The sequence below is a fragment of the Polaromonas sp. P1_F2 genome (genome assembly GCF_056405735.1).
The window spans coordinates 452,187-473,828 of sequence record NZ_JBFUBN010000003.1; the positions used below are offsets into that span (position 1 = coordinate 452,187).

The following is a 21,642-nucleotide window of genomic DNA, read 5'->3' on the forward strand; positions in this document are numbered from 1 at the left end:
AAAAACCGGAACTATTACCCGGAACTATTCCCGCTACCATTTGAAAACCTTTTTCAGGGCAGTGACGAAAAGCGCGGCTCGCGTCATCATGGAAACATTCAGTTACAGCATCCTTCCAACCGAATACTCCTATGACTATTCCTGCTTTCCACCCCGAAGTCGCCGAAAAGGTGGCCACCGCTTTTGTCAAGGCAACCGCAGCCCGCTGGTCGTTCCCGCGGGTGGATATGCAAGACAGGGGCACATTCATGCTGATCAGCGTCGACGCCCTGACGCCGGACGCCCAGGAGATCGAACTGCCGGTCAAGAAGTCGATCGCGCAGGCCTTGAACGAGGTGATTCCCACCCATCCTTCGCAAAAGTTCGGCAACTGGATGGTGGTCTTTTTCCGCGACGGCAAGATGTACGAAACAGTGCATCCCAGCGAATTCCAGAGCTAAGCGCCCTGGCTCACCGGCGCTTGTCGCCGCCGCCCGTTTAATGCTTTAGGCCCGCTTCAGGCGGCCGTTGTGTTGGGCTGCAACAACATTCCTCGGGTTTCGATGAAAGCAATCACCTCGGCCAGGCCGACCTGGGTTTTGAGGTTCGTCATTACAAATGGTTTCAAACCCTTGGGTGTCGTGCGCATGCGGGTGGTGTCTTTTTTCATTACTTCCAGGTCCGCACCAACATAAGGCGCCAGGTCGGTCTTGTTGATCACGAATAAATCGCTCTTCGTAATGCCCGGGCCGCCCTTGCGCGGGATCTTCTCGCCTGCGGCCACGTCAATCACGTAAATCGTCAAATCGCTCAGTTCGGGGCTGAAGGTGGCCGCCAGGTTGTCGCCGCCGGACTCCACGAACACGACGTCGGCATCGGGGAAATCCACCAGCATGCGGTCAATCGCCTCCAGGTTGATGGAGGCATCCTCGCGGATCGCGGTGTGCGGGCAGCCGCCGGTCTCCACGCCCATGATGCGTTCGGCGTCGAGCGCGCCGCTCACGGTTAACAGGCGCTGGTCTTCCTTGGTGTAGATGTCGTTGGTGATGGCGACCAGGTCGTACTTCGCCTTCATGCCCTTGCACAGCATTTCGAGCAGCGTGGTCTTGCCGGAGCCCACCGGGCCGCCTATGCCCACGCGCAGGGGGGGCAGTTTTTTGGTGCGGTTGGGGATGTGGTGCAGGCTCATGGGGATACCTTGAAGATCGTGAAAGAGGGCGGCGTGGACGGGATCAGGAGCGGAACAGCCGCGAATACTGGGTTTCGTGCTGCGACGACAGAATCGCCAGCATGGGGGAAAAAGCCTGGCGCTCGCCGTCGGGCAGGCACATCGCCGTCTCGACCGCGCCGGGAATGTCGCGGCTCAGCTGGGCCAGTATGCGCTGGCCGGCGCTCTGGCCCAGCGGTACGGACTTGATCGCCGCCTGCATCATGTTCTCGGCCCAGCCAAAGGCATAGGCCAGCAGGCAGTCGCGCACGGCGGCAGCGGTTTGTGAGGCAGCGAGCGCATAGGCCACGGGATAAGTCGGCTGCATCTGGGCGCAGGCCGCGATGTGCGCGGCGCTGGCGCCTTCATGGTTGCGCAGCCATTCGAGCAATGACCGGCCCATTTGTTCGGCCTGCGCGCGCAGCTCGCTGGTCTCGCGCGTCTGCAACACCCAGGCGTTCAATTCGGCGATGCGCTCCAGGTCACCTTCGCGCCAGGCCGGAATCGCCTGGGCAATCACGGCCAGGTCGCCGCGGGTGAGGGCCAGCTGGAGCTGGTCGCTGAGCCAGCGCGCGGCCATGTCCTCGGTTGTGACCTCGCCGCAGTCGACGGCGGCTTCCAGGCCTTCCGAATAAGAAAAGCCGCCCACGGGCAAGGCGGGTGAGGCCAGCCAGATCAGCTGGAGCAGGCTGGACGCCGGCAAGGAGGTCGCGGGCGGTGTGGGCGTGTCCACGGGTGGGCCTAGTGGCTGTGCGGCTTGTGTTTGTGGACCTGGACGGCCACGGGCTTGACCTCGTGCGCATGGTCGTGATGGTCATGGTCATGGTCATGGTCATGGTCGTGGTCGTGGTCGTGGTCGTGGTCGTGGTCGTGGTCGTGGTCGTGGTCGTGGTCGTGGTTGCAGCCGGGCCCGTGCGCGTGCGGCATCGGCTCGGCGGTAGCGGCCGCGGCAACAGGCGCATGACTGTGCGCATGGTCCCCGTGATCGTGCCCATGCCTATGTCCGCCCGAGCTGTAGGCGCCACCTTCTGGCTCGAAGGCCTCCTCCGCCGCATTCACGATCAGATGCATGGCGCGCAGCATGTCGGCCAGCACGTGGTCGGGCTCTATCTTCAGGTGATCGGGCTTGAGCTCTATCGGCACATGCCGGTTGCCCAGGTGGTAGGCCGCGCGTGTCAGGTCAAAGGGCGAGCCATGCGATGTGCAGGCGGTGATGCGCAGCACCGCCTGCGGCGCGGCAATCACCTTGACCATGGAGCCGTCTTCAGCCACCAGCACGTCGCCGCCGCGCACCAGTGTGCCGCGCGGAAGGAACACGCCGAGCTGGCGGCCCAGCGAGTCGGTCGCGTCGAAACGGCTTTTCTGGCGCACGTCCCAGTCGAGCTCGACGGTGGCGGCGCGTTTGACGAGGACGGGGGCCAGACCCGCGCCTTGTGGAATGACTTTGGAAACCTGGAGCATGGGGCCTTAAAAACAGGACGGGAGAGCGGGATTCAGAACAGGAAGTAGCGCTGCGTCATCGGCAGGCTGCTGGCCGGCTCGCAGGTCAGCAGCTGGCCGTCGGCTCGCACAGCGTAGGTCTGCGGGTCGACTTCCATGCTGGGCAGGTAGGCATTGTGGACCATGTGCTGCTTGCGCACGCCGCGCACGTTCTTCACGGCGCTCAGGGTCTTGGCCAGGCCGAAGCGCTCCTTGACGCCGGCGTTGAGCCCGGCCTGCGAAACAAAGGTCAGCGAACCCCTGGCGATGGCGCCGCCAAAGCCGCCGAACATGGGGCGGTAATGCACAGGCTGCGGCGTGGGGATGGAGGCGTTTGGGTCGCCCATGGCCGCCATGGCGATAAAGCCGCCCTTGAGGATCACCGAGGGCTTGATACCGAAGAAGGCCGGCTTCCAGACCACCAGGTCGGCCCACTTGCCGGGCTCGACCGAGCCGACCTCGTGCGAGATGCCGTGGGCGATGGCCGGGTTGATGGTGTATTTGCTGATGTAGCGTTTGGCGCGGAAGTTGTCGTGGCGCTCGCTGTCGCCGGGCAGCTTTCCGCGCTGCAGCTTCATCTTGTGCGCGGTCTGCCAAGTGCGGATGATGACCTCGCCGACGCGGCCCATGGCCTGGCTGTCGGAGCTGAACATGCTGATCGCGCCCAGGTCGTGCAGCACATCCTCGGCGGCGATGGTTTCCTTGCGGATGCGGCTCTCGGCGAAGGCCAGGTCTTCGGCGATGCCGGCATCCAGGTGATGGCACACCATCAGCATGTCGACGTGTTCGTCGAGCGTGTTGACGGTGTAGGGCATGGTGGGGTTGGTGGAGGAGGGCAGGAAGTTCTCCTCGCCGACCACGCGCAGGATGTCGGGCGCATGGCCGCCGCCCGCGCCTTCGGTGTGGAAGGCGCACAGGCTGCGGCCCTTGGTCGCGGCAATCGTGTTCTCGACAAAGCCCGACTCATTGAGCGTGTCGCTGTGGATGGCGACCTGGGTGTCGGTTTCTTCCGCCACGTCCAGGCAGTTGCTGATGGCGGCCGGCGTGGTGCCCCAGTCTTCGTGCAGCTTCAGGCCGATCACGCCGGCGTTGATCTGCTCATGCAGCGCGGCGGGCAGGCTGGCGTTGCCTTTGCCCAGGAAGCCCAGGTTCATCGGGAAGGCGTCGGCCGCCTGCAGCATGCGCTCGATGTTCCAGGGGCCGGGCGTACAGGTGGTGGCGAAGGTGCCGGTGGCCGGGCCGGTGCCGCCGCCCAGCATGGTGGTGATGCCGGCGGTCAATGCTTCCTCGATCTGCTGCGGGCAGATGAAGTGGATGTGGGAGTCGATGCCGCCGGCGGTGACGATCATGCCTTCGCAGCTGATGATCTCGGTGCCGGGGCCGATAATCATGTCGACGCCGGGCTGGGTGTCGGGGTTGCCGGCCTTGCCGATGGCGGCGATGCGCCCGCCCTTGAGGCCGATGTCGGCCTTGATGATGCCCCAGTGGTCGATGATGAGCGCATTCGTCATCACGCAGTCCATGCTGCCTTCGGCCCGGGTTTTCTGCGACTGGGCCATGCCGTCGCGAATGGTTTTGCCGCCGCCGAACTTGACTTCCTCGCCGTAGCTGCCGGCGCGCAAGGTGTAGTCAGCCTCGACTTCGACCACCAGCTCGGTGTCGGCCAGGCGCAGGCGGTCACCGACCGTGGGGCCGAACATTTCCGCATAGGCGCGGCGTCCAATCGTTGCCATCGTTGTGTCCTTGATTCAGAAAAATTACGGCGTAGGCCTTGTGGGTTGGCTGGTGCGCGGCCCGTTCGCCGCACCGCCGGCCACCGGATAAAAAAGCTCGCGCAGCGTGCCCAGGGCCAGTGCCAGCAGGGCCACCGCGCAGAGGCGGTAGGTGAACCGGGCCCAGCGCGCGCCCAGGCGGCGGAACACGCGGTCAACCACGGCGGCACACACAAAACACCACACGACGGACGCGACCATGAAGCCGGAAAAAAAGACGGCGTAGTCCGCTGCGCCGGGGTGGGCGACGCCTACCGCACCCATCGCGCCGCCTATGGCGGCCCAGTAGGCGATGTTTTGCGGGTTGGTCAGCGACAGCGCCATGCCTTTTTCCAGGGCGCCCTGGCCGGCCGTTGCAGCGCCGGCGTCCATCGTGTGTTCAACCCGCGCGGCCTGCCAGCTGTCCCAGGACAGCCAGGCCAGGTAGGCGGCGCCCGCCAGGCCCAGCGGCCAGCGCAAGGCATCGAATTGCATGGCCATGCCTATGCCTGCAAGGCCCAGGATTGCCCACACGGCGTCTCCCACCAGCGAGCCCGCCTGCACCAGGAAGGCCGGCCGGAAGCCGCCGCGCACGCCCTGGCGCACCGTCTCGGCAAATACCGCTCCGGGCGCGGCATTAAAGACCAAGCCCAGGAAAAACGCGGAGATGAACAGTGTCGTCATGGCTTTGCCCTGGGTTGGCGGGGCTCAGAGCCCGCCTTGGACCAGGCCGCGAAAGCCATAGACGTTTCGTTCACCGGCGAAATCCACCAGCTCAACCGTGCGCTGCTGGCCGGGCTCAAAACGCACGGCCGTGCCCGACGCGATGTTGAGCCGCATGCCGCGCGCCGCATCGCGGTCAAAGCCGAGCGCACCGTTGGTTTCAGCGAAGTGGTAATGCGAGCCGACCTGGATGGGCCGGTCGGCCGTGTTTTGCACGACGACGGTCAGCGTGCGCCGGCCAGCGTTGAGCACGTGGTCCGCGCCGTCGGTGATGAGTTCTCCGGGAATCATGTTGAGTCCTCAGGCCAGCCGGGCCAGCAGGGCCACACCGAAGAGAGCGACGGCGGCGCCGGCCGCGCGCGGCAGCCATACATTGGCGCTGCGCAGCGCCCAGCCGGTACTCAGGCCCGCCAGGTGCAGCAGCACGGTCGCGGCCAGCATGCCCGACAGCGTGGCCCAGGCGCTGGGTGCCTCGGCCAATTCATAGCCATGGGCCAGGCCGTGGAAGGCCGCGAACACGCCGACGATGAGCGCGGCAGCGATACCAGTCACCTGCCAGCGCGTCACGACCAGCAGGCCGGTGACCAGCAGCGAGGCCGCGATCATGGGCTCGACCGCTGGAATCTGCACGCCCTGCAGGCCCAGCACCGCGCCCGCCAGCAACATGCCCGCAAAGCCCAGCGGGCCCCAGAGCAGCCCGGGTCCGGCGCGGCGCGCGGCCAGTGCGCTCCACAGGCCCACCGCCACCATGGCCGCGAGGTGGTCCATGCCCGTCAGCGGGTGCAGGAAACCGGTCATGAAATCCAGGTGCGAGTGGCCGTCCACGCCGGTGTGCGCGAAGGCGGCGGCGGGCAGCACGGCTCCCAGGACCAGCAAGGCGCGCAGGGCGCGGGATGGGGGCAGGTAGGAACTCACGGCAATCTCCTGTTGAGCGGATGTTCTGGGTTTGAAGCGGAAATGCGAAGCGAGAAAAACGGCCTTCAGACGATGGGCTGGTGCACGGTGACCAGCTTGGTGCCGTCGGGAAAAGTGGCTTCGACCTGGATATCGGGGATCAGCTCGGGGATGCCGTCCATCACATCGGCGCGGGTCAACACCGTGCGGCCCTCGCTCATGAGCTGGGCGACGGATTTGCCGTCGCGCGCGCCTTCCATGACCGCCGCGCTGATCAGTGCCACGGACTCAGGGTAGTTGAGCTTCAAGCCGCGGGCGCGGCGCCTTTCGGCCAGCAGGGCAGCCGTAAAAATAAGCAGCTTGTCTTTTTCGCGGGGCGTCAATTCCATGGGGCTCTCTCAGGGCAGGCTGCCGGCTTGGGGATGCTTGCCGGGGTGCAAGAATGGTGCCATAAGAAGCCGTCCACGGTCCAGCCTGGCCGGGCTCACGGGGAGGCATGGCACAGAACATGCACTTGAGCAGGGTCAATCACCACGCGCCCGGCGCATCTGCCCACCCCATGGACGCCCCGCTCACGCCCCTGTCGCCGCCACCGCCGCCCGAGACGGCCGCGGCCGCGCCGTTGGCGGGCGGCGCCGAAGCGCCGCTGCAGCGCATCATCAAGGTCAGGCGCGACTACAACAGCTGGGTGGCCAGCGAAACCATGGAAGACTACGCGCTGCGCTTCACGCCGCAGCGCTTTCGCAAGTGGTCGGAGTGGCGGGTCGCCAACACCGCCTTCGGCGCGGCCTCCTTCCTGATCCTGGAGGCGGTGGGCGCCACCTTGCTGGTCAAGTACGGTTTCACCAACGCCTTCTGGGCCATCGTCGCCACCGGCCTGATCATCTTCCTGGCCGGCCTGCCCATCAGCATTTACGCGGCGCGCTACGGCGTGGACATGGACCTGCTGACGCGCGGCGCCGGTTTCGGCTACATAGGCTCCACGCTGACCTCGCTGATCTACGCCTCCTTCACCTTTATCTTTTTCGCGTTGGAGGCGGCCGTCATGGCCTATGCGCTGGACCTGGCGCTGGGCATCCCGCCGAGCTGGGGCTATTTGATCTGCGCGCTGGTGGTGATTCCGCTGGTCACCCACGGCGTGTCGGCCATCTCGCGCCTGCAGGTCTGGACGCAGCCCTTGTGGCTGGTCATGCTGGTCGTGCCCTTTGTATTTGTGCTGCTGCGCGATCCTGGTGCTTTTTCGGGCGTGCTGCACTACGGCGGTGAGAAGGGCGTGGGCGGCGAGTTTAATTTGCACCTGTTTGGTGCTGCGCTGACCGTAGGCATCGCGCTGATCACCCAGATGGGTGAGCAAGCCGACTATTTGCGCTTCATGCCGGTGCAGACGACGGCCAACCGCTGGCGCTGGTGGGGCGGCGTGCTGGTGGGCGGGCCGGGCTGGGTGTTTTTGGGCGTGGTGAAGATGCTGGGCGGCGCCTTTCTCGCCTACCTGGCGATTTCCAACATGGTGCCGCTGGACCGCGCGGTGGACCCCAACCAGATGTACCTCGCGGCTTACGAATACGTGTTCCCGCACTACGGCATGGCCGTGGCCGCGACCGCGCTCTTCGTGGTGGTGTCGCAGCTCAAGATCAACGTGACCAACGCCTATGCGGGCTCGCTGGCCTGGTCGAATTTCTTCTCGCGCATTACGCACAGCCACCCGGGCCGCGTGGTGTGGGTGGTGTTCAACACGCTGATCGCCTTCATGCTGATGGAGATGAACGTGTTCCAGGCGCTGGGCGACGTGCTGGGCCTGTATTCGAACATCGCGATCGCCTGGGTGATGGCGGTGGTGGCGGATCTCGTCATCAACAAGCCGCTGGGCCTGAGCCCGCCGGGCATTGAATTCAAGCGCGCGCACCTGTATGACATCAACCCGGTCGGTGTCGGCGCGATGGCCCTGGCCTCGGTGTTGTCCATCACGGCGCACCTGGGGTTGTACGGCGATATGGCGCAGGCCTTTTCCGCGGTGATCGCTATGGGGACGGCTTTTGTCACGGCGCCGCTGATTGCCTGGGCCACCAAAGGCCGCTACTACATCGCGCGCACTTCGGGCGCAGCCTCAGGGGAGGGCACCTACAAGCGTTATGCGACGCAGCAATGCGTGATCTGCGAGCGCGCCTACGAAGGCCCGGACATGGCGCATTGCCCGGCCTACCAGGGCCCCATCTGCTCCCTGTGCTGCACGCTGGACGCGCGCTGCGGTGACCTGTGCAAGCCGCACGCAAGTTTGTCGGCGCAATGGTCTGGCGCGCTGCGCTGGCTGCTGCCGCGCCGCGCCTGGCCTTACCTTGATACGGGCCTGGGCCACTTCCTGCTGCTGATGCTGATCATCGTGCCGCTGCTGGCCAGCGTGTTCGGCCTGCTCTACCACCAGGAGCTCAGCGCACTGTCGGATTTGACGCCGTCCGAGCCGGCCCTGAAGTCGGGTTTCCTCAAAGCCTATATGGCGCTGCTGGTGATTGCCGGCCTGGTCGCCTGGTGGCTGGTGCTGGCGCACAAGAGCCGGCAGGTCGCGCAGGAAGAATCGAACCGCCAGACGCATCTGCTGATGCGCGAGATCGAGTCGCACCGGCAGACCGACGAGGCGCTGCAGCAGGCCAAACTGGTGGCCGAAGAGGCGCGCCACCATGCCGACCAGGCCAACCAGGCCAAGAGCCGCTATATCAGCGCCATCAGCCACGAGCTGCGCACGCCGCTCAACAGCATCCTGGGTTATGCGCAGTTGATGGGCGAGGACAGCGCCATCCCGCCGCACCGCAAGCAGGCCGTCAGCGTCATCAAGCGCGGCGGCGAGCACCTACTGTCGCTGATCGAAGGCACGCTGGACATCGCGCGCATCGAGGCCGGCAAGCTCACGCTCAACGTCAAGCCCATGCATTTCGCGGATTGTGTGCACGAGATGGCCGGCATGTTCGAGCTGCAGGCCGCGGCCAAAGGCCTGGCCTTCCACTTCGAGGCCAGCGGCAACCTGCCCGAGCTGGTGCGCGCCGACGAAAAGCGCGTGCGGCAAATCCTCATCAACCTGCTGGGCAATGCCATCAAGTTCACGGCGCAGGGTCAGGTGACCTTCCGGCTGCGCCATGCGCGCGAGATGGCCTACATCGACATCGAGGACACCGGCCCCGGCATGCGCGAGGCGGAACTCGCGCGCATCTTCGAGCCCTTCGCGCGCGGCGCGGCCGCGGGCCAGACCGCCGAAGGCACGCCGGGCGCCGGCCTGGGCCTGACCATCGCCAAGATGCTGACCGACCTGATGGGCGGCGAGATGACGGTGGTGAGCACGCCGGGCCAGGGCTCTGTCTTCCGCATCCGGCTGTTCCTGCCCGAGGTGCACCTGCCGGCGGGCGCCGCCAGGGACACAGCCGCCCCGCCGGTGCGGCGCCGGCCGCGCGGCTACGAGGGCCCGCGCCGTAAGCTGCTGGTCGTCGACAACGAGGAGCCCGACCGCGAGCTGCTGGTGCAGCTTCTGCAGCCCATGGGCTTTGAGCTGCGCACCGCCGCCAGCGGCCACGACTGCCTGGACCTGCTGGCCGCCGGTTACCAGCCCGACGTGATCTTCATGGACCTGGCCATGCCGGGCATAGACGGCTGGGAGGCGCTGCGCCGCGTGCGCGGTTCCGGCCATCAAGGCATACACCTGGCCATTGTGTCGGCCAATGCCTTTGACAAGGGCATGGACAACGACGCCGGCATCCTTCCCGAGGACTTCATCCTGAAGCCCGTGCGCCACACCGAGCTGATCGCCTGGCTGGAGCGGCGCTTGTCGCTGGTGTGGCGTTATGACACGCCGGCCGCGGAAGCCTCGCCCGCGGCAACGCCCCCGCGGCGCGTGCTGCCGAACGCCTCACAATTGGCCGCCTTGCAGGAGGTGGTCAGCCTCGGCTTTTACCGGGGCATCATGAACATGCTGGCCGAAATAGAGCGGCAGCAACCGGACACCGCCGCGTTTGTCGACGACATGCGCGTGCTGGCGCGGCAGTTCCAGTTCGAGGCCATGGGCCGCCAGCTCGCCAACCAGGAGGCCAGCCATGAGCCGCGTGCTTGAAGATTCCCCCGTGCTCAACCGCAGCCTGGACCGCACGCTGGACCGGGCCAACAGCGACGTCGTGCTGATCGTGGATGACGTGCCCGACAACTTGTCGGTGCTGCACGACGCGCTCGATGAATCGGGCTACACCGTTCTGGTGGCCACCAGCGGCGAGGCCGCGCTGCAGCGCGCGCTGCAGGCCAGGCCCGATATCGTGCTGCTGGACGCCATGATGCCCGGCATGGACGGCTTTGAAGTCGCCAAGCGCCTCAAGGCCATGGCCGAGACCACCCACATCCCCATCATCTTCATGACCGGCCTCACCGAAACCGAGCACCTGGTGGCCGCGCTGGAAGCCGGCGGCGTGGACTATGTGACCAAGCYCATCAAGCCCAAGGAAGTGATGGCGCGCATGGGCGTGCACCTGCAGGGCGCTCGCCGCGCCCGCCAGGAGGCGCGCCAGGCCGGCCAGGCGCGCAACGCGCTGGACGCCTTCGGTTATGCCAGCATCACGGTGCGCATGGGCGGCACGGCCGACGGCCGGCTGGTCTGGCAGACGCCGCTGGCGCGCGAGCTCCTGATGCGCTATTACGGCACCTCGGCGCCGCAGACGCCCGAGCCCGTGCTGGACTGGCTGCGCAACCACGTAGCGGACGCGGAACGGCAGGTCGAGCCGCCGCGCCTGGCGGTGGAGCAGGGGCCGCGCCGGCTGACCTTCCGGCTGCACCGGCAGACCGGTGACGGCGAAGGCGGGGTTGGAGGTGGAAGTGGAGGGGGTGTCAGCGGCGACTGGCTGATCGTGATGCGCGAGATATCCGACGATGCGGTGGTGGAGGCCATGAGTCTGAGCTTCAAGCTCACGGCCCGCGAGGCCGAAGTGCTGTACTGGGTGGTCAAGGGCAAGACCAACCGCGACATCGGCGACATCCTGGGCTCCAGCCCGGCCACCGTGAAGAAGCACCTGGAGCGTGTCTACGCCAAGCTGGGCGTGGAAACCCGCACCGCCGCAGCGGGCATGGCCATGAACCGGATCCGCCAGCTGCACCCGCAGTTTGAAGGCTAGAGATAGAGCCCCCACGCTTGTCGCTTCGCGTACTGCGCTGCCCCCCGAGGGGACGCTGCGCCTGCGGCCCGGCAAAGCCGGTTCCGCGGCCCCTGCTTGCAAGAAGACAGGGCCCGCCGTTGGTTGTGCCAGGTCAAAAGCGCGATTTGCGTCGGGCGGTTATAATGAGAGCTTCGGTAAAGCATCAGCTTTTTACATTGAGGCCTCCTCCCAACAGGCTTCCTTCTCAATTGCGGCGCTTCCCAGAGCCCGAATCCACAGTGTTTTCAGTGCCCATACAGCCCTGAACCCTCTCAGCACTGTTCCGTTTTTCCGGCGAGCACTATTCCCGACAGTGCCCACGCATGGCTCAACCAGCCCAGCCCCTGCCAAGGGCCAGGTGGGTGGACACCGAACACCCGCCGGCTTGCTCGCAAGCCGATTCTCCTTATTTATCAAGCCGGGACACATACCTGGCATGGACTTTTTATGAACGTAGATCACACCAAAATCGCGGTGGGCAAGTACCTTGTCTCACCACTGGCCAAACAGCAAGGCGAAGGCTTCGCTGCATCGGTCTCCATCCGCTCAGGACGCGGCAGCGCCACGCACGACCGCGTGCTGCGTTTCAGCGGCCTCTTCGACAGCGCGGCCGCGGCCGTGCACTACGCGACGGAACACGCCCTGCGCTGGATCAACGAGCGCTCGGCGCCCGCCTGCGCCTGAGGCTTTGCCCGCCGCAACAGACATCACCGACAATTTTTTCAATTCCCTAGGAGTTACATCATGGCCAAAGAAGAACTGATTGAAATGCATGGACTGGTTGACGAAGTGTTGCCGGATTCGCGCTTTCGCGTCACGCTCGACAACGGCCACAAGCTTGTGGCTTACACCTCGGGCAAGATGCGCAAGAACCATATCCGCATCCTTGCCGGCGACCAAGTGTCGCTGGAACTGTCGCCTTACGACCTGAGCAAGGGCCGGATCACCTTCCGGCACATCGCAGGCCGCGGCCCAGGCCCCGCGCCACGCCAGGCCCGTTAAACCAGCGGCTTGCCCCCATAAAGCACAAAGCCCGGCAGGTGGAGATTTTTCTCCTCCTGCCGGGCTTTGTCATTTCTGTCTCAATCTTGCCTGGGTCGTGAACAGCTTCAGTGGTGGCCGGTCGCCATGTGTTCGGTCTTTTTATCGAGCAGCACCTCGGGTTCCTGGGCCTCGACCCAGTTCTCGTTGTCGAGCGCGGCCTTGAGCCGGCCGGTATCCAGCTCGTTGGTCCATTTGGCCACTACCAGCGTGGCCACGCCATTGCCGATCAGGTTGGTCAGCGCCCGCGCTTCCGACATGAAGCGGTCTATGCCCAGGATCAGCGCCAGCCCGGCCACCGGCACGGTGCCCACGGCCGACAGCGTGGCGGCCAGCACGATGAAACCGCTGCCGGTGATGCCGGCCGCCCCCTTGGACGTTAGCAGCAGCACCGCCAGCAGCGTGAGCTCCTGCGTCAGCGTCATCGGTGTGTTGGTGGCCTGCGCGATGAACACCGCCGCCATCGTGAGGTAGATGGACGTGCCGTCCAGGTTGAAGGAATAGCCGGTCGGGATCACCAGGCCTACAGTGGTCTTTTTCGCGCCCAGGTTCTCCATCTTTTCCATCATGCGCGGCAGCACGGATTCGGAGGAAGAGGTGCCCAGCACGATCAGCAGTTCTTCCTTGATGTACTTGATGAACTTCCAGATGCTGAAACCGTGGATGCGCGCGATGGTCCCCAGCACCACGAAGATGAAGATGAGGCAGGTCGCGTAGAAAGCGGCCATCAGCTTGCCCAGCGACACCAGGCTGTCCACGCCGTACGCGCCTATGGTGAAGGCCATGGCGCCGAAAGCGCCTATGGGCGCCACCTTCATGATGAAGCCGACGATGGTGAACAGCACGTGCGAGGCCTTCTCGACGAAATCGAACACCAGCGTGCCGCGCCCGCCGAAGCGGTGCAGCGCGAAGCCGAACATCACCGCGATCAGCAGCACCTGCAGGATTTCGCCCTTGGCGAAGGCGTCTACCACGGTGGTCGGGATGATGTTCAGGATGAAGTCGGTCGTGCCGACCATCTTCCCGGGACCGGTATAGGCCGCGATGGCCTTGGTGTCCAGTGTGGAAACGTCGACATTCATGCCCTGGCCCGGCTTGAACACGTTGACCAGGACCAGCCCGATGATCAGCGCGAAGGTGCTGACGACTTCAAAGTACAGCAGCGCCAGGCCGCCGGTCTTGCCGACCTTCTTCATGTCCTCCATGCCGGCGATGCCGATCACGACGGTGCAGAAGATGATGGGTGCGATCATCATCTTGATGAGCTTGATGAAACCGTCGCCCAGCGGCTTCATGTGCTTGCCGGCCTCGGGGTAAAAATGCCCCAGCAGCACGCCGGCGATCACGGCGCAGATCACCTGGAAGTAGAGTGATTTGTAAAGGGGCGGCTTGCGGCTTGTTGTCTCTGTTGTGTTTGTTGTCATGGCCGGGGCGCATCAGGCTGTGCGCGGTGATGATCGGACTGCCCAATATAGCCCTGCCGTGCGATTTGTCCAATGTGGGAAACCACAGATCACAATCTTTACGCAATCCGCCCGGCGCGGCGATGAAGTCCTCAACCGGCGTGGCTGCCGCCGCTCGCACCCGTGGCCGGCGGGCGCGCCATCCAGGCGATCAGCGAGGAGCGCATGGCTTCCTCCACCGACATGTCTATGGGCTGCACCCAATCGGCCGGCACGAACACCGTGTAGCCGCCGATCATGTAGCCCATGGGCAAATACACCGCCACACGCTCGCCGGGCAGAAAACCGGCGGGCAGGTCGGCGAAGCCGCGGCGCGTGATCAGGCCTACGATTTCCATCGCATGGCCGGGCATGCGCAGGATCACCACACTTTGCTCGCCCTGTTTGCCCGAAGGCGAAAAATAGTCGGCGAAGCTCTTGAGCGAGGAATAGATGCTTTTGACGACCGGCAGGTTGGTGAAAGGCATTTCCGCGAAAGACAGCAGCTTGCGCACACTCTGCTTGGACACCAGATAGCCGATCACCAGGATGCTGAGCACGCCGAACACCAGGCCCAGGCCTGGAATGTAGAAGCTGCCGATCAGCGGCCGCAGCACCCACAGCGCCGCGGTTTCCATCCAGGCCAGGAAGATATACAGCAGGTAGACCGTCAAGGCCACCGGCAGGATGGTGATGAGGCCGCGAAAGAAATATTTGTAAAGGCTTTTCATGGGTTCTTTATTCGTGCCGCCCCGCAACGTGCGGGCCTGGCGATGCCTGCAATATAACCATTTCAGTTGACGCTTCCGCCGTCCGGCGCTTGTCGGCCTTCTCCTACATTTTTCGGGTACTAATCACCGCAGCCTGTCATATTTCCATGCTTAAACTGGCGGCATTGCAAATAACCCGATATGGAACCCGACGTGGCTGCAGAGATGAAACCGGACACAGGCCCGCATGCCTTTGCCGTTTCGTTTTTTTTGTCGCCCTCGCCATCGTTCCCGCCACTGTCAGCCCCTGCGCTGAAAGTTACGTTTGCATCCCTTGATATTTTTTTGCCGCGCTCCAAGCTGCGCTGCAAGGCCACGTCCGGCCTGCCCGGATATTTTTGGAGGATTCCTGTTCCATGAGCCATTCCACACTGGTCAAAGCACAACTCAAAGCCCCCTTGCGTTCCCTGGCCCTCACCGTCGAGGAGCCCACGCCCGGCGAATTCTGCTGGCGCATTCTTGAAAGCCTCCAGGATCCGCGAGTGTTTGAATCCGTCTCCTGTTCCGACATCACCTTCGAAGCCTATGACACGGCACTGGCCACCGGCTACGGCGAGCTGCAGCGCCTGGTCGGCCCGGACCTCCAGTACGGGCCGCGCAGCGAGAACGACTTGCAGGCCGAACTCTTCGCCGCGACCGCGCCCAACTCCGCTTCAAGCGCCCCCGACAAGCGCGCCGCCATCAACGGCCACCTCAAGCCGGGCGCGGTGCCGGCATGAAGCGCGACCTGGAGGCCGACTATGCGCGCCTGCGCGTACAGCTGCAAGCCTTGCAGGCCGCACCCGTCAAGGATTTCGCGAAGATAGACCAGCTCATTGAAGAGCTTGAGAAACTTCAACTCGCCATCAAGGCCGAACACGGCATCCACGGCAATAATCCTCTTGAATAAGGGGCTCCACGGCGGCGCCCTCATGCCGGCCGCATGCATCAGCCCGTGAGCCTCGTAGCATTTTGTGACCTCGCTTGTCCTACACCTCGCGCTGTAGCAGGCCGACGAAACCCACCCCGCTCCTCGCCGTAAATTGAACCTAGCTGGCAATCAGGCCAGCGATTTACCAACCCGATTGCCCGTGATGGGCATGACCTTAGGAGTACACCATGAGAGCATCGAAACCCCTGGCTTCCGTCGTCGCCGCAGCCGCGGTGGTTGGCGCTATCGGCCTGGCTTATGCCCAGGACACCAGCACCACGACGCCTGCCACGCCGGCAGACCAGACCATGCAAAACCAGGGCAGCACGACCACCCCCAGCACGCCCTCGACCAGCACGGACACGGCTGTCACGCCAACTGAGCGTCCCGCACAGGCTGACCGCAACTAAGCCAGATCCGTCATGCAATTCCGCATGAAAACGCTCCGGATCGCCTTTGCGGTCCGGAGCGTTTTATGCGATCGATTGCATTTTTCCACCCCAAGCCATGCCCGCCCCCGTGCCTGATCTTCAGCCGCAGTCTGCCGCCGCAGCCCCGGGGCCGTCGGGCACGCGGCGTTCCGATATTTTTGACGGCATCAAACAAGGCGTCCTTGTGGGCGCCGCCATCGCGGTGCTGGTCTTGCCGCTCTTCAGGCCCCATCCGGTTGCGCCTGCACCGGCAGTTGCTGCCGCCCAGGCCGACGTTTCCCGGCAGACACCGCGCACCGCGGATTTCGGTGGCGAACCCGCCTCGGCCGAAGCACGCGAAGTCGCCAACTGGGTCGTCACATCGGGCGACAACCGCAAACTCTTTTTTGTGATCCTCGACAAACTCAACACCAAGGTGTTTGTCTTCGAGCCCTCCGGCAAGCTGCGCAGTGCCACGCCGGTGCTGATAGGCGCGGCGCGCGGCGACGACTCGGTGGACGGCATAGGCGGCCGGCCCATCGCCCAGGTGCAGCCCCAGGAACGCACTACGCCCGCGGGCCGTTTCGTCGCCGAGCCTGGGCGCAACGCAACGGGTGAAGACGTGGTCTGGGTCGACTACGACGCAGCCGTCTCCATGCACCGCGTGCGCACCACCGAGCCCAAGGAGCGCCGGCTGGAGCGCCTGGCATCGCCCACCACCGAGGACAACCGCATCTCTTACGGCTGCATCAACATGCCGGTGGAATTTTTTGAAAACGTACTCAAGCCCGCTTTCAACGCCAGCTATGGCGTGGTCTACGTGCTGCCCGAAGTCAAGCCGCTGGCCGAGGTGTTTCCGGCCGCGCATGCGCTTGCGCTCAAGCAGGGCGGCGCCGTCTAATCTGGCCGCTGGACACACCGCCAGCAGGACAAAAAAAAGCGGTGCACTGCTTTCGCAATGCGCCGCTTTGGCTGCCGGACTCAGTTCAGTCGCGATCCTTTCGGAAGCCTTGCCGACAGCCATTCGTGGACGTCGGCACGGACGTTGCGCCCTCGCAGCAGGAAATCCTCATACCGGCTCGGTACATAGGGCAGGTACACCAGGGGCATACCGGCTTGCTCGGGTGTGCGGTCTTTCTTCCTGCCATTGCAGTGGCGACAGGCGCTGACCAGGTTGGTCCAGGAATAGGCCCCGCCCTTGCTCTGCGGAACGATGTGCTCGGCTTCAAGATCCTTTTCCAGGAACACCTGGGCGCAGTAGGCGCAGGTGCAGCGGTCGCGGCGCAGCAGCTTCGGCTTGGTGACCGCGGGCTCCACGTCATGGAGATTGCGGCGGGGCGCGCCGCGCAGCGCGACGATAGGGTGGATCACCAGGATGGACTGCCGGCCGCGCGCGACATTCCAGCCGCCGCGCAGTGTCACCAGCGGGCTTTCGCCTTGCTCCCAGGCGACGCTGCCGGTGGCGTAGTGCAGGGCAGCCTCTTCAGCCGTGATCCAGGCTTGGGGCGTCCCCTGGATGTCGAGCTGAAGAACGTGGTGCATCGTGGCCTCCTGAGTTGAATGAATGATGGATGGTGCGGGCAGGGAATTTCGAAATCCCGGCCTGCCGGTTAAAAGCCGGCTATGCCCGCGTATGAAGATGGGGTGCACGACCGGACTCGAACCGGTGACCCGCGGGGTCACATCCCGCTGCGCTGCCAACTGCGCCACATGCACCAAAAAAAACAAAAAGGACTGGCTCCACGGCCTGGGATCGAACCAGGGACGACGCGATTAACAGTCGCGCGCTCTACCTGCTGAGCTACCGTGGAATGGAATCGCTCACCACTCACCGCATTCACGCACGCGCTGGTCCAGGTCGCGGTCGTCGCGCTCCTGCCTGCGTTTGGGCAAGGTGTGGCCGATGTGGCCGAGCCGGACGCGGCCGGCGGCGATGACGCCGCTCAGGAGCGCGCGAACAATGCGCTTGCGGGCTTGGGCGGGCCTCTTGGAGGCTGCTGTGTTTCTGGCTGTCATGGCAATCTCCTTGAGGTCGGGTTTTGATGTGGAAGAAGTGGCGCGCCTGGGCCGATTCGAACGGCCGACAAACCGGTGTAGAAAACCGTCGCTCTATCCGGGCTGAGCTACAGGCGCTAGAGGGAATCTGGAGGCGGTGGTCAGATTCGAACTGACGTGTGCTGACGCAGGCGGATTTGCAATCCGCGCCCTTCGACCACTTGGGTAAACCCCCGGAGATCATTGGCTGGCACGGGAAGAATCGAACTTCCAACCTTCGGTTTTGGAGACCGCTGCTCTGCCTGGTTGAGCTACGCACCAATGGGAATGCGCCCGGTGGATTCCGGCGGGGATACTGGCGGCCTGTACGGGAGTCGAACCCGTGACCACATCCTGGACAGGGAAGTGCTCTACCAGCTGAGCTAACAGACCAAAAGGTGAAGTGATATCGAAAAGAGGGTGGTCCGTGTAGCAGGTCTCGAACCTGCGACCTCATGCTCCCAAAGCACGCGCGCTACCAGCTGCGCCACACACGGATTAAAAATGGTGGAGTGCCAGGGACTTGAACCCCGTATGCCCGAAGACGCCGGATTTACAGTCCGGTGCAGTAGCCGGCTCTGCTCGCACTCCGTAAAAAATTGAATGGCCTCGCGTGAAAGATTTGAACTTCCGACCCTCTGCTTCGTAGGCAGATGCTCTGATTCCGGACTGAGCTAACGCGAGAAAAAATGAATGGCTGGCCGTAGGCAGGTTCTTGACTTGGCGAACGGCCTTCAAAGGTCTGGAGGAAGATAAGGGATTCGAACCCTTGAGCCCGCTTTCGCGGGCTCTCGCTTAGCAAGCGAGTGCTAAGAACCTGTTCACGGTCTAAACGGGGCCGCGTTGGGGTGCAATCGGGATGAGTGGGCCGACCGGGAACGCCGCATGGGCTAATGCCCATGCAAGGGCCTGGGTGGCTCAATCGCCCGACCGCCCAGCCGGCCGGCTGGGCGTCGTGCGGCTGCCCCAACGGGGATGCAAACGCGACCGCGTTTGCGTCACCCCAACCCGGAGGGCAAGCGCCTTCTCGGGCGGTCTGCGGCGTTGCGGCGCTAGCCCATAGGTGAACTATGGGCGTCGCACCGCGCCTTGCATCCCATCCCGAGAAGGTGCTTGCGCGGCCCCGTTTAGGCCGTGAACAGGTTCTGACTCTCAGCCAATCTTCCAAAAAATCTCCGGTTACGAGTTCCGGTGCCACCCTATCTTTGAGGCCGGTTTCCGCACTACGCCCTCTCGGGCACTGCGCTTCTTTACTGATTGGCGGGAAGTCGAATACTTCGGTTTCCCGCCCTGGAATTGGCGTCACGTAGGGGATTCGAACCCCTGTCTACAAGAATGAAAATCTTGTGTCCTGAGCTAGGGCCTGTTAACGCTATTTATGCAGATGCGTTGCGAGTCAAAAAGGCCTTGAGCAAGGCGCAAAACGCAGGCGGGGTGAACCCCGTCAAGGCTTTGCAACGCCGCGCAAGGCCTTTTTGATCGCAACCCGGAGGGAATGGGGTGAGGAAGGCGCCACTCGGCGTTGCGCTCCTAGCCCAGACGCCCGGTCTGGGCGTCGTCGCGCGCCTTGATTGGCGCCTTCCTCACCCCATTCGCATTTGCATAAATAGCGTTAACAGGCCCTGGCTAGACGAACGTGAAAAATACTTTGAAAAAAATCCATTTCGGCTGTACCCGCATGCGGGCGGCCGGCATGACGCCGGACCGGAATCTCCCGCTGCACTGCTTTCCCGAGGGCCATGAACCCCCGTCTGCAGCACACGCGCCACCAAACCGTCTCCTCGGTTTCGCGCAGGTGACGTGAAACAGGCACACCCGAAATGGAGCGGACAGACGGCTTCGAACCGACGACATTGAGCTTGGAAGGCTCACGCTCTACCCACTGAGCTATGTCCGCAATTTTTTGCAGGGTCGCCGCCATCCAGTGGGTGGCCGCGGTCCTGCTGCTTAATTTTTAAAGAGCCCCGCGCTTGAAGCGCACAGACGGCACGATCACCGTCAGGGGAAAACAAAAAGGCCCGGTTCCTTGCGGATACCGGGCCTCTGGGTGTCAGAGATTTAGAAGGTACGCTCAGGCGTCTCCTCCTCCCGGTGGTGTGCAATCCTCGTGGTTCTGTTTGGGCATGGCGGTCCGCAAAACGGACGGCGCAAATGAACTCTGCCCACCACATTGGCCCAGATAAACGTCAAGGCGACGCACGCCAGCACCGCCCCAAACGGGGGTACTGTTTCTTGCGATGGCGGCTATCGGTTTCATGATGGATGTGCGGAAAGAGTTGATGTCAAAAAGTAGCGATGGAAGGTAATGTAAAATCTTTTTACGTCATCGTCAACGAGGCGATGGAAAATAATTTTGATTGTTGCAATCACGTCACATGGACTCCCCGGACATCAACCGAACCCGGCGCAATAACCTGCTGATCATCATTCGCGAATACAGCGAAAGGGAGTTGGCCGCCGGTGAATCACCGGTCGGCATGCTGGGCAGGCTCGCAAAAGAACTGGGCCTGAGCGCCGGCGGGCTGAGCCAGTTCAAGGGAGACGCCAACGGTTCGGGCAGAAACATCGGTGATGCCGCCGCTGCCCAGATCGAGAGCCGGTCGGGAAAACCCAAAGGGTGGATGGATGAGGACCATGGCGGCGACGCCTTCAATCCCGCCGAAAACGCATTCATCGAAATGGCTCGCGCGGCATGGCGCACCACGGACGCCAAGGGCCGGCGGCATCTGATGCAGCTAGCAAGGCGGGGCTTTGCTGGGCTGCCTAGGTCCGGCAAGCAATGACGGAATTCCCTGCCCCGGATTTGTAACTTGTAACGGCATCGGTCCGACCTCGGTCACAGCTGTTGCGCGCCCGCATCTGATCCGCGAAAAAAATCCGCATCTGGCGACTGTTACAGTCCAGGCCGACGAATTTTTAATCCCCATAAATTCCGGAGAGTGGCCGATAGATAAAAGTCCCGCTGCTCCTTAAAAGATAGCGATTGTCCGAGGCGGCTCAGGGTTTTTCCATTGAGCACAATTGCTTGCATCGTTAACATGGCGCAACCCCGCCGGGCACGCGTCAAAGGACAAACGACCCGGTTTTTCATGTGCGTTCGCGCACTCGAACGGCGCAATGCACAGGACCCGGATGTTGTTAACAGGCAAGAGCAGGAAGCACGCACGCATCGCCCGCACGGCGATCCTTGTCGCCTTTGCCGCCGTCCCTTTGCTGTCCCAGGCCTTTCCCCTGGCGCCCTACACCGACAGTGCCGCCACGCCGGCCGCAAGCCCCGACACTGGCATGGCGCTGGTGTCCGCCTCCGCCGACGCACGCCAGGCCTTGCGCTGGGTGGTGGCGGCGCACGACAACGAAGGCCTGCCTTTTGTGATCGTCGATAAAAAAGGCGGGCGCATTTTTGTGTTTGAAGCCGGCGGCCAATTGCGCGGCGCATCGCCCGCGCTGACGGGCCTGGCGCCCGGCGACCACAGCGTGCCCGGCATGGCGCAGCGCAGCGTGGCCAGCCTGCGCGAGGACGAACGCACCACGCCCGCGGGCCGCTTTGTGTCCGAGCCCGGCCACAACCTGCAGGGCGAGGCCATCGTCTGGATCGATTACGCGGCCAAGCTCGCCATTCACCGCCTGCGCCCCGCGGCTGCGGCCGAGCGCCGCGCGGAGCGGCTGGCATCGGAGACCCCCGACGACAACCGCATCTCCATGGGCTGCGTGGTGGTGCCGGTCAGCTTTTATGAAAACGTCGTCGGCCCCATCCTCGGAAAAAGCCGCGGCATCGTTTACGTATTGCCGGAAACCCAGCCGCTGCAGCGCATGCTGGGCGCGCTGCAGTTAAGCCAGCGCTAAAGA

23 protein-coding genes and 10 tRNA genes are annotated in these 21,642 nt (G+C 63.9%); 11 read left to right on the plus strand and 22 right to left on the minus strand.

The window, feature by feature from the left end; genetic code table 11:
* The first annotated feature begins 131 nt into the window (after nt 1-131).
* Complete coding sequence (locus AC1D0O_RS09135; protein WP_477653207.1) at nt 132-440, plus strand: hypothetical protein; 309 nt, start codon at nt 132-134, stop codon at nt 438-440.
* A gap of 56 nt (nt 441-496) precedes the next feature.
* Here AC1D0O_RS09135 and ureG read toward each other — a convergent pair whose 3' ends face one another.
* The 8 genes from ureG to AC1D0O_RS09175 form a co-directional block, all read right to left on the minus strand.
* On the minus strand, nt 497-1,168 hold the full coding sequence (gene ureG, locus AC1D0O_RS09140; protein ID WP_477653208.1) for an urease accessory protein UreG: 672 nt from the start codon (nt 1,166-1,168) through the stop codon (nt 497-499).
* Between the two features lie 43 nt (nt 1,169-1,211).
* Nucleotides 1,212-1,919 carry an urease accessory protein UreF gene (locus AC1D0O_RS09145; protein ID WP_477653209.1) on the minus strand — a complete coding sequence of 236 codons (708 nt, stop codon included), beginning with the start codon at nt 1,917-1,919 and terminating at the stop codon, nt 1,212-1,214.
* A gap of 8 nt (nt 1,920-1,927) precedes the next feature.
* Nucleotides 1,928-2,647 (minus strand): urease accessory protein UreE, encoded by a 720-nt coding sequence (ureE, locus tag AC1D0O_RS09150; RefSeq protein WP_477653210.1) that lies wholly within the window; start codon nt 2,645-2,647, stop codon nt 1,928-1,930.
* Nucleotides 2,648-2,679: 32 nt separating this feature from the next.
* Nucleotides 2,680-4,398, minus strand: a complete 1,719-nt coding sequence (gene ureC, locus AC1D0O_RS09155) for an urease subunit alpha (RefSeq protein ID WP_477653211.1) — start codon at nt 4,396-4,398, stop codon at nt 2,680-2,682.
* A 24-nt stretch (nt 4,399-4,422) separates the two neighbouring features.
* On the minus strand, nt 4,423-5,100 hold the full coding sequence (locus AC1D0O_RS09160; protein ID WP_477653212.1) for a LysE family transporter: 678 nt from the start codon (nt 5,098-5,100) through the stop codon (nt 4,423-4,425).
* Between the two features lie 24 nt (nt 5,101-5,124).
* Nucleotides 5,125-5,430: an urease subunit beta gene (locus AC1D0O_RS09165; protein WP_477653213.1), complete on the minus strand. Its 306-nt coding sequence runs from the start codon at nt 5,428-5,430 to the stop codon at nt 5,125-5,127.
* A 9-nt stretch (nt 5,431-5,439) separates the two neighbouring features.
* Nucleotides 5,440-6,042, minus strand: a complete 603-nt coding sequence (locus AC1D0O_RS09170) for a HupE/UreJ family protein (RefSeq protein WP_477653316.1) — start codon at nt 6,040-6,042, stop codon at nt 5,440-5,442.
* A gap of 77 nt (nt 6,043-6,119) precedes the next feature.
* Nucleotides 6,120-6,422, minus strand: a complete 303-nt coding sequence (locus tag AC1D0O_RS09175) for an urease subunit gamma (protein WP_007874763.1) — start codon at nt 6,420-6,422, stop codon at nt 6,120-6,122.
* A gap of 170 nt (nt 6,423-6,592) precedes the next feature.
* On the opposite strand from AC1D0O_RS09175, the gene AC1D0O_RS09180 reads away from it, so the two are divergent.
* The 4 genes from AC1D0O_RS09180 to infA all read left to right on the plus strand — a co-directional run bounded on the left by AC1D0O_RS09180 (nt 6,593) and on the right by infA (nt 12,191).
* The gene (locus tag AC1D0O_RS09180) at nt 6,593-10,123 is read left to right on the plus strand and encodes a hybrid sensor histidine kinase/response regulator (RefSeq protein ID WP_477653214.1); all 3,531 of its coding nucleotides are present in this window, start codon (nt 6,593-6,595) and stop codon (nt 10,121-10,123) included.
* Nucleotides 10,107-11,168 (plus strand): response regulator, encoded by a 1,062-nt coding sequence (locus tag AC1D0O_RS09185; RefSeq protein WP_477653215.1) that lies wholly within the window; start codon nt 10,107-10,109, stop codon nt 11,166-11,168. Before AC1D0O_RS09180 ends, AC1D0O_RS09185 begins: the two co-directional genes overlap by 17 nt.
* 468 nt (nt 11,169-11,636) lie before the next feature.
* Complete coding sequence (locus AC1D0O_RS09190; RefSeq protein ID WP_477653216.1) at nt 11,637-11,873, plus strand: hypothetical protein; 237 nt, start codon at nt 11,637-11,639, stop codon at nt 11,871-11,873.
* 60 nt (nt 11,874-11,933) lie between these two features.
* On the plus strand, nt 11,934-12,191 hold the full coding sequence (gene infA, locus AC1D0O_RS09195; RefSeq protein WP_092132708.1) for a translation initiation factor IF-1: 258 nt from the start codon (nt 11,934-11,936) through the stop codon (nt 12,189-12,191).
* Between the two features lie 107 nt (nt 12,192-12,298).
* On the opposite strand, the gene AC1D0O_RS09200 is transcribed toward infA, so the two are convergent.
* Both AC1D0O_RS09200 and AC1D0O_RS09205 read right to left on the minus strand, forming a co-directional pair.
* Entirely contained in the window at nt 12,299-13,654 is a 1,356-nt protein-coding gene (locus AC1D0O_RS09200) for a dicarboxylate/amino acid:cation symporter (RefSeq protein WP_477653217.1), read from the minus strand.
* 131 nt (nt 13,655-13,785) lie between these two features.
* The gene (locus tag AC1D0O_RS09205) at nt 13,786-14,403 is read right to left on the minus strand and encodes a DUF502 domain-containing protein (RefSeq protein ID WP_477653218.1); all 618 of its coding nucleotides are present in this window, start codon (nt 14,401-14,403) and stop codon (nt 13,786-13,788) included.
* A 395-nt stretch (nt 14,404-14,798) separates the two neighbouring features.
* Between AC1D0O_RS09205 and AC1D0O_RS09210 the strand changes: the two genes are divergently transcribed.
* The 4 genes from AC1D0O_RS09210 to AC1D0O_RS09225 all read left to right on the plus strand — a co-directional run bounded on the left by AC1D0O_RS09210 (nt 14,799) and on the right by AC1D0O_RS09225 (nt 16,663).
* A complete protein-coding gene (locus tag AC1D0O_RS09210) occupies nt 14,799-15,161 on the plus strand; it encodes a hypothetical protein (protein ID WP_477653219.1) in 363 nt (120 codons plus the stop codon).
* Nucleotides 15,158-15,331, plus strand: a complete 174-nt coding sequence (locus AC1D0O_RS09215; protein ID WP_477653220.1) for a hypothetical protein — start codon at nt 15,158-15,160, stop codon at nt 15,329-15,331. Before AC1D0O_RS09210 ends, AC1D0O_RS09215 begins: the two co-directional genes overlap by 4 nt.
* Nucleotides 15,332-15,540: 209 nt before the next feature.
* Nucleotides 15,541-15,762, plus strand: a complete 222-nt coding sequence (locus tag AC1D0O_RS09220; RefSeq protein ID WP_477653221.1) for a hypothetical protein — start codon at nt 15,541-15,543, stop codon at nt 15,760-15,762.
* 97 nt (nt 15,763-15,859) lie between these two features.
* Nucleotides 15,860-16,663 (plus strand): hypothetical protein, encoded by an 804-nt coding sequence (locus tag AC1D0O_RS09225; protein WP_477653222.1) that lies wholly within the window; start codon nt 15,860-15,862, stop codon nt 16,661-16,663.
* A gap of 80 nt (nt 16,664-16,743) precedes the next feature.
* On the opposite strand, the gene AC1D0O_RS09230 is transcribed toward AC1D0O_RS09225, so the two are convergent.
* The 12 genes from AC1D0O_RS09230 to AC1D0O_RS09285 form a co-directional block, all read right to left on the minus strand.
* Entirely contained in the window at nt 16,744-17,304 is a 561-nt protein-coding gene (locus AC1D0O_RS09230) for an HNH endonuclease (RefSeq protein WP_477653223.1), read from the minus strand.
* 98 nt (nt 17,305-17,402) lie between these two features.
* Nucleotides 17,403-17,478 (minus strand) — tRNA-His (locus tag AC1D0O_RS09235).
* A gap of 19 nt (nt 17,479-17,497) precedes the next feature.
* Nucleotides 17,498-17,573, minus strand: a tRNA-Asn gene (locus AC1D0O_RS09240).
* A 10-nt stretch (nt 17,574-17,583) separates the two neighbouring features.
* The gene (locus AC1D0O_RS09245; protein ID WP_477653224.1) at nt 17,584-17,778 is read right to left on the minus strand and encodes a hypothetical protein; all 195 of its coding nucleotides are present in this window, start codon (nt 17,776-17,778) and stop codon (nt 17,584-17,586) included.
* Between the two features lie 38 nt (nt 17,779-17,816).
* Nucleotides 17,817-17,895, minus strand: a tRNA-Arg gene (locus tag AC1D0O_RS09250).
* Nucleotides 17,896-17,906: 11 nt separating this feature from the next.
* Nucleotides 17,907-17,992: transfer RNA gene (locus AC1D0O_RS09255), tRNA-Cys, on the minus strand.
* A 9-nt stretch (nt 17,993-18,001) separates the two neighbouring features.
* Nucleotides 18,002-18,078: transfer RNA gene (locus tag AC1D0O_RS09260), tRNA-Trp, on the minus strand.
* Nucleotides 18,079-18,113: 35 nt separating this feature from the next.
* Nucleotides 18,114-18,189, minus strand: a tRNA-Asp gene (locus tag AC1D0O_RS09265).
* Between the two features lie 28 nt (nt 18,190-18,217).
* Nucleotides 18,218-18,293 (minus strand) — tRNA-Pro (locus AC1D0O_RS09270).
* A gap of 8 nt (nt 18,294-18,301) precedes the next feature.
* Nucleotides 18,302-18,387 (minus strand) — tRNA-Tyr (locus AC1D0O_RS09275).
* A gap of 13 nt (nt 18,388-18,400) precedes the next feature.
* Nucleotides 18,401-18,480, minus strand: a tRNA-Arg gene (locus AC1D0O_RS09280).
* A 1,137-nt stretch (nt 18,481-19,617) separates the two neighbouring features.
* Nucleotides 19,618-19,693: transfer RNA gene (locus AC1D0O_RS09285), tRNA-Gly, on the minus strand.
* Nucleotides 19,694-20,171: 478 nt separating this feature from the next.
* Between AC1D0O_RS09285 and AC1D0O_RS09290 the strand changes: the two genes are divergently transcribed.
* Both AC1D0O_RS09290 and AC1D0O_RS09295 read left to right on the plus strand, forming a co-directional pair.
* Complete coding sequence (locus tag AC1D0O_RS09290) at nt 20,172-20,579, plus strand: hypothetical protein (RefSeq protein WP_477653225.1); 408 nt, start codon at nt 20,172-20,174, stop codon at nt 20,577-20,579.
* Between the two features lie 349 nt (nt 20,580-20,928).
* On the plus strand, nt 20,929-21,639 hold the full coding sequence (locus AC1D0O_RS09295; protein ID WP_477653226.1) for a hypothetical protein: 711 nt from the start codon (nt 20,929-20,931) through the stop codon (nt 21,637-21,639).
* The last annotated feature ends 3 nt before the right edge of the window (nt 21,640-21,642 follow it).

Excerpts from the sequence above, each read along its gene's own strand:
- AC1D0O_RS09135 (WP_477653207.1), top strand. The coding sequence starts at position 132 with ATGACTATTCCTGCTTTCCACCCCGAAGTCGCCGAAAAGGTGGCCACC.
- ureG (WP_477653208.1), bottom strand. The coding sequence starts at position 1,168 with ATGAGCCTGCACCACATCCCCAACCGCACCAAAAAACTGCCCCCCCTG.
- ureE (WP_477653210.1), bottom strand. The coding sequence starts at position 2,647 with ATGCTCCAGGTTTCCAAAGTCATTCCACAAGGCGCGGGTCTGGCCCCC.
- ureC (WP_477653211.1), bottom strand. The coding sequence starts at position 4,398 with ATGGCAACGATTGGACGCCGCGCCTATGCGGAAATGTTCGGCCCCACG.
- AC1D0O_RS09160 (WP_477653212.1), bottom strand. The coding sequence starts at position 5,100 with ATGACGACACTGTTCATCTCCGCGTTTTTCCTGGGCTTGGTCTTTAAT.
- AC1D0O_RS09165 (WP_477653213.1), bottom strand. The coding sequence starts at position 5,430 with ATGATTCCCGGAGAACTCATCACCGACGGCGCGGACCACGTGCTCAAC.
- AC1D0O_RS09175 (WP_007874763.1), bottom strand. The coding sequence starts at position 6,422 with ATGGAATTGACGCCCCGCGAAAAAGACAAGCTGCTTATTTTTACGGCT.
- AC1D0O_RS09180 (WP_477653214.1), top strand. The coding sequence starts at position 6,593 with ATGGACGCCCCGCTCACGCCCCTGTCGCCGCCACCGCCGCCCGAGACG.
- AC1D0O_RS09190 (WP_477653216.1), top strand. The coding sequence starts at position 11,637 with ATGAACGTAGATCACACCAAAATCGCGGTGGGCAAGTACCTTGTCTCA.
- infA (WP_092132708.1), top strand. The coding sequence starts at position 11,934 with ATGGCCAAAGAAGAACTGATTGAAATGCATGGACTGGTTGACGAAGTG.
- AC1D0O_RS09200 (WP_477653217.1), bottom strand. The coding sequence starts at position 13,654 with ATGACAACAAACACAACAGAGACAACAAGCCGCAAGCCGCCCCTTTAC.
- AC1D0O_RS09205 (WP_477653218.1), bottom strand. The coding sequence starts at position 14,403 with ATGAAAAGCCTTTACAAATATTTCTTTCGCGGCCTCATCACCATCCTG.
- AC1D0O_RS09210 (WP_477653219.1), top strand. The coding sequence starts at position 14,799 with ATGAGCCATTCCACACTGGTCAAAGCACAACTCAAAGCCCCCTTGCGT.
- AC1D0O_RS09215 (WP_477653220.1), top strand. The coding sequence starts at position 15,158 with ATGAAGCGCGACCTGGAGGCCGACTATGCGCGCCTGCGCGTACAGCTG.
- AC1D0O_RS09220 (WP_477653221.1), top strand. The coding sequence starts at position 15,541 with ATGAGAGCATCGAAACCCCTGGCTTCCGTCGTCGCCGCAGCCGCGGTG.
- AC1D0O_RS09225 (WP_477653222.1), top strand. The coding sequence starts at position 15,860 with ATGCCCGCCCCCGTGCCTGATCTTCAGCCGCAGTCTGCCGCCGCAGCC.
- AC1D0O_RS09230 (WP_477653223.1), bottom strand. The coding sequence starts at position 17,304 with ATGCACCACGTTCTTCAGCTCGACATCCAGGGGACGCCCCAAGCCTGG.
- AC1D0O_RS09245 (WP_477653224.1), bottom strand. The coding sequence starts at position 17,778 with ATGACAGCCAGAAACACAGCAGCCTCCAAGAGGCCCGCCCAAGCCCGC.
- AC1D0O_RS09290 (WP_477653225.1), top strand. The coding sequence starts at position 20,172 with ATGGACTCCCCGGACATCAACCGAACCCGGCGCAATAACCTGCTGATC.
- AC1D0O_RS09295 (WP_477653226.1), top strand. The coding sequence starts at position 20,929 with ATGTTGTTAACAGGCAAGAGCAGGAAGCACGCACGCATCGCCCGCACG.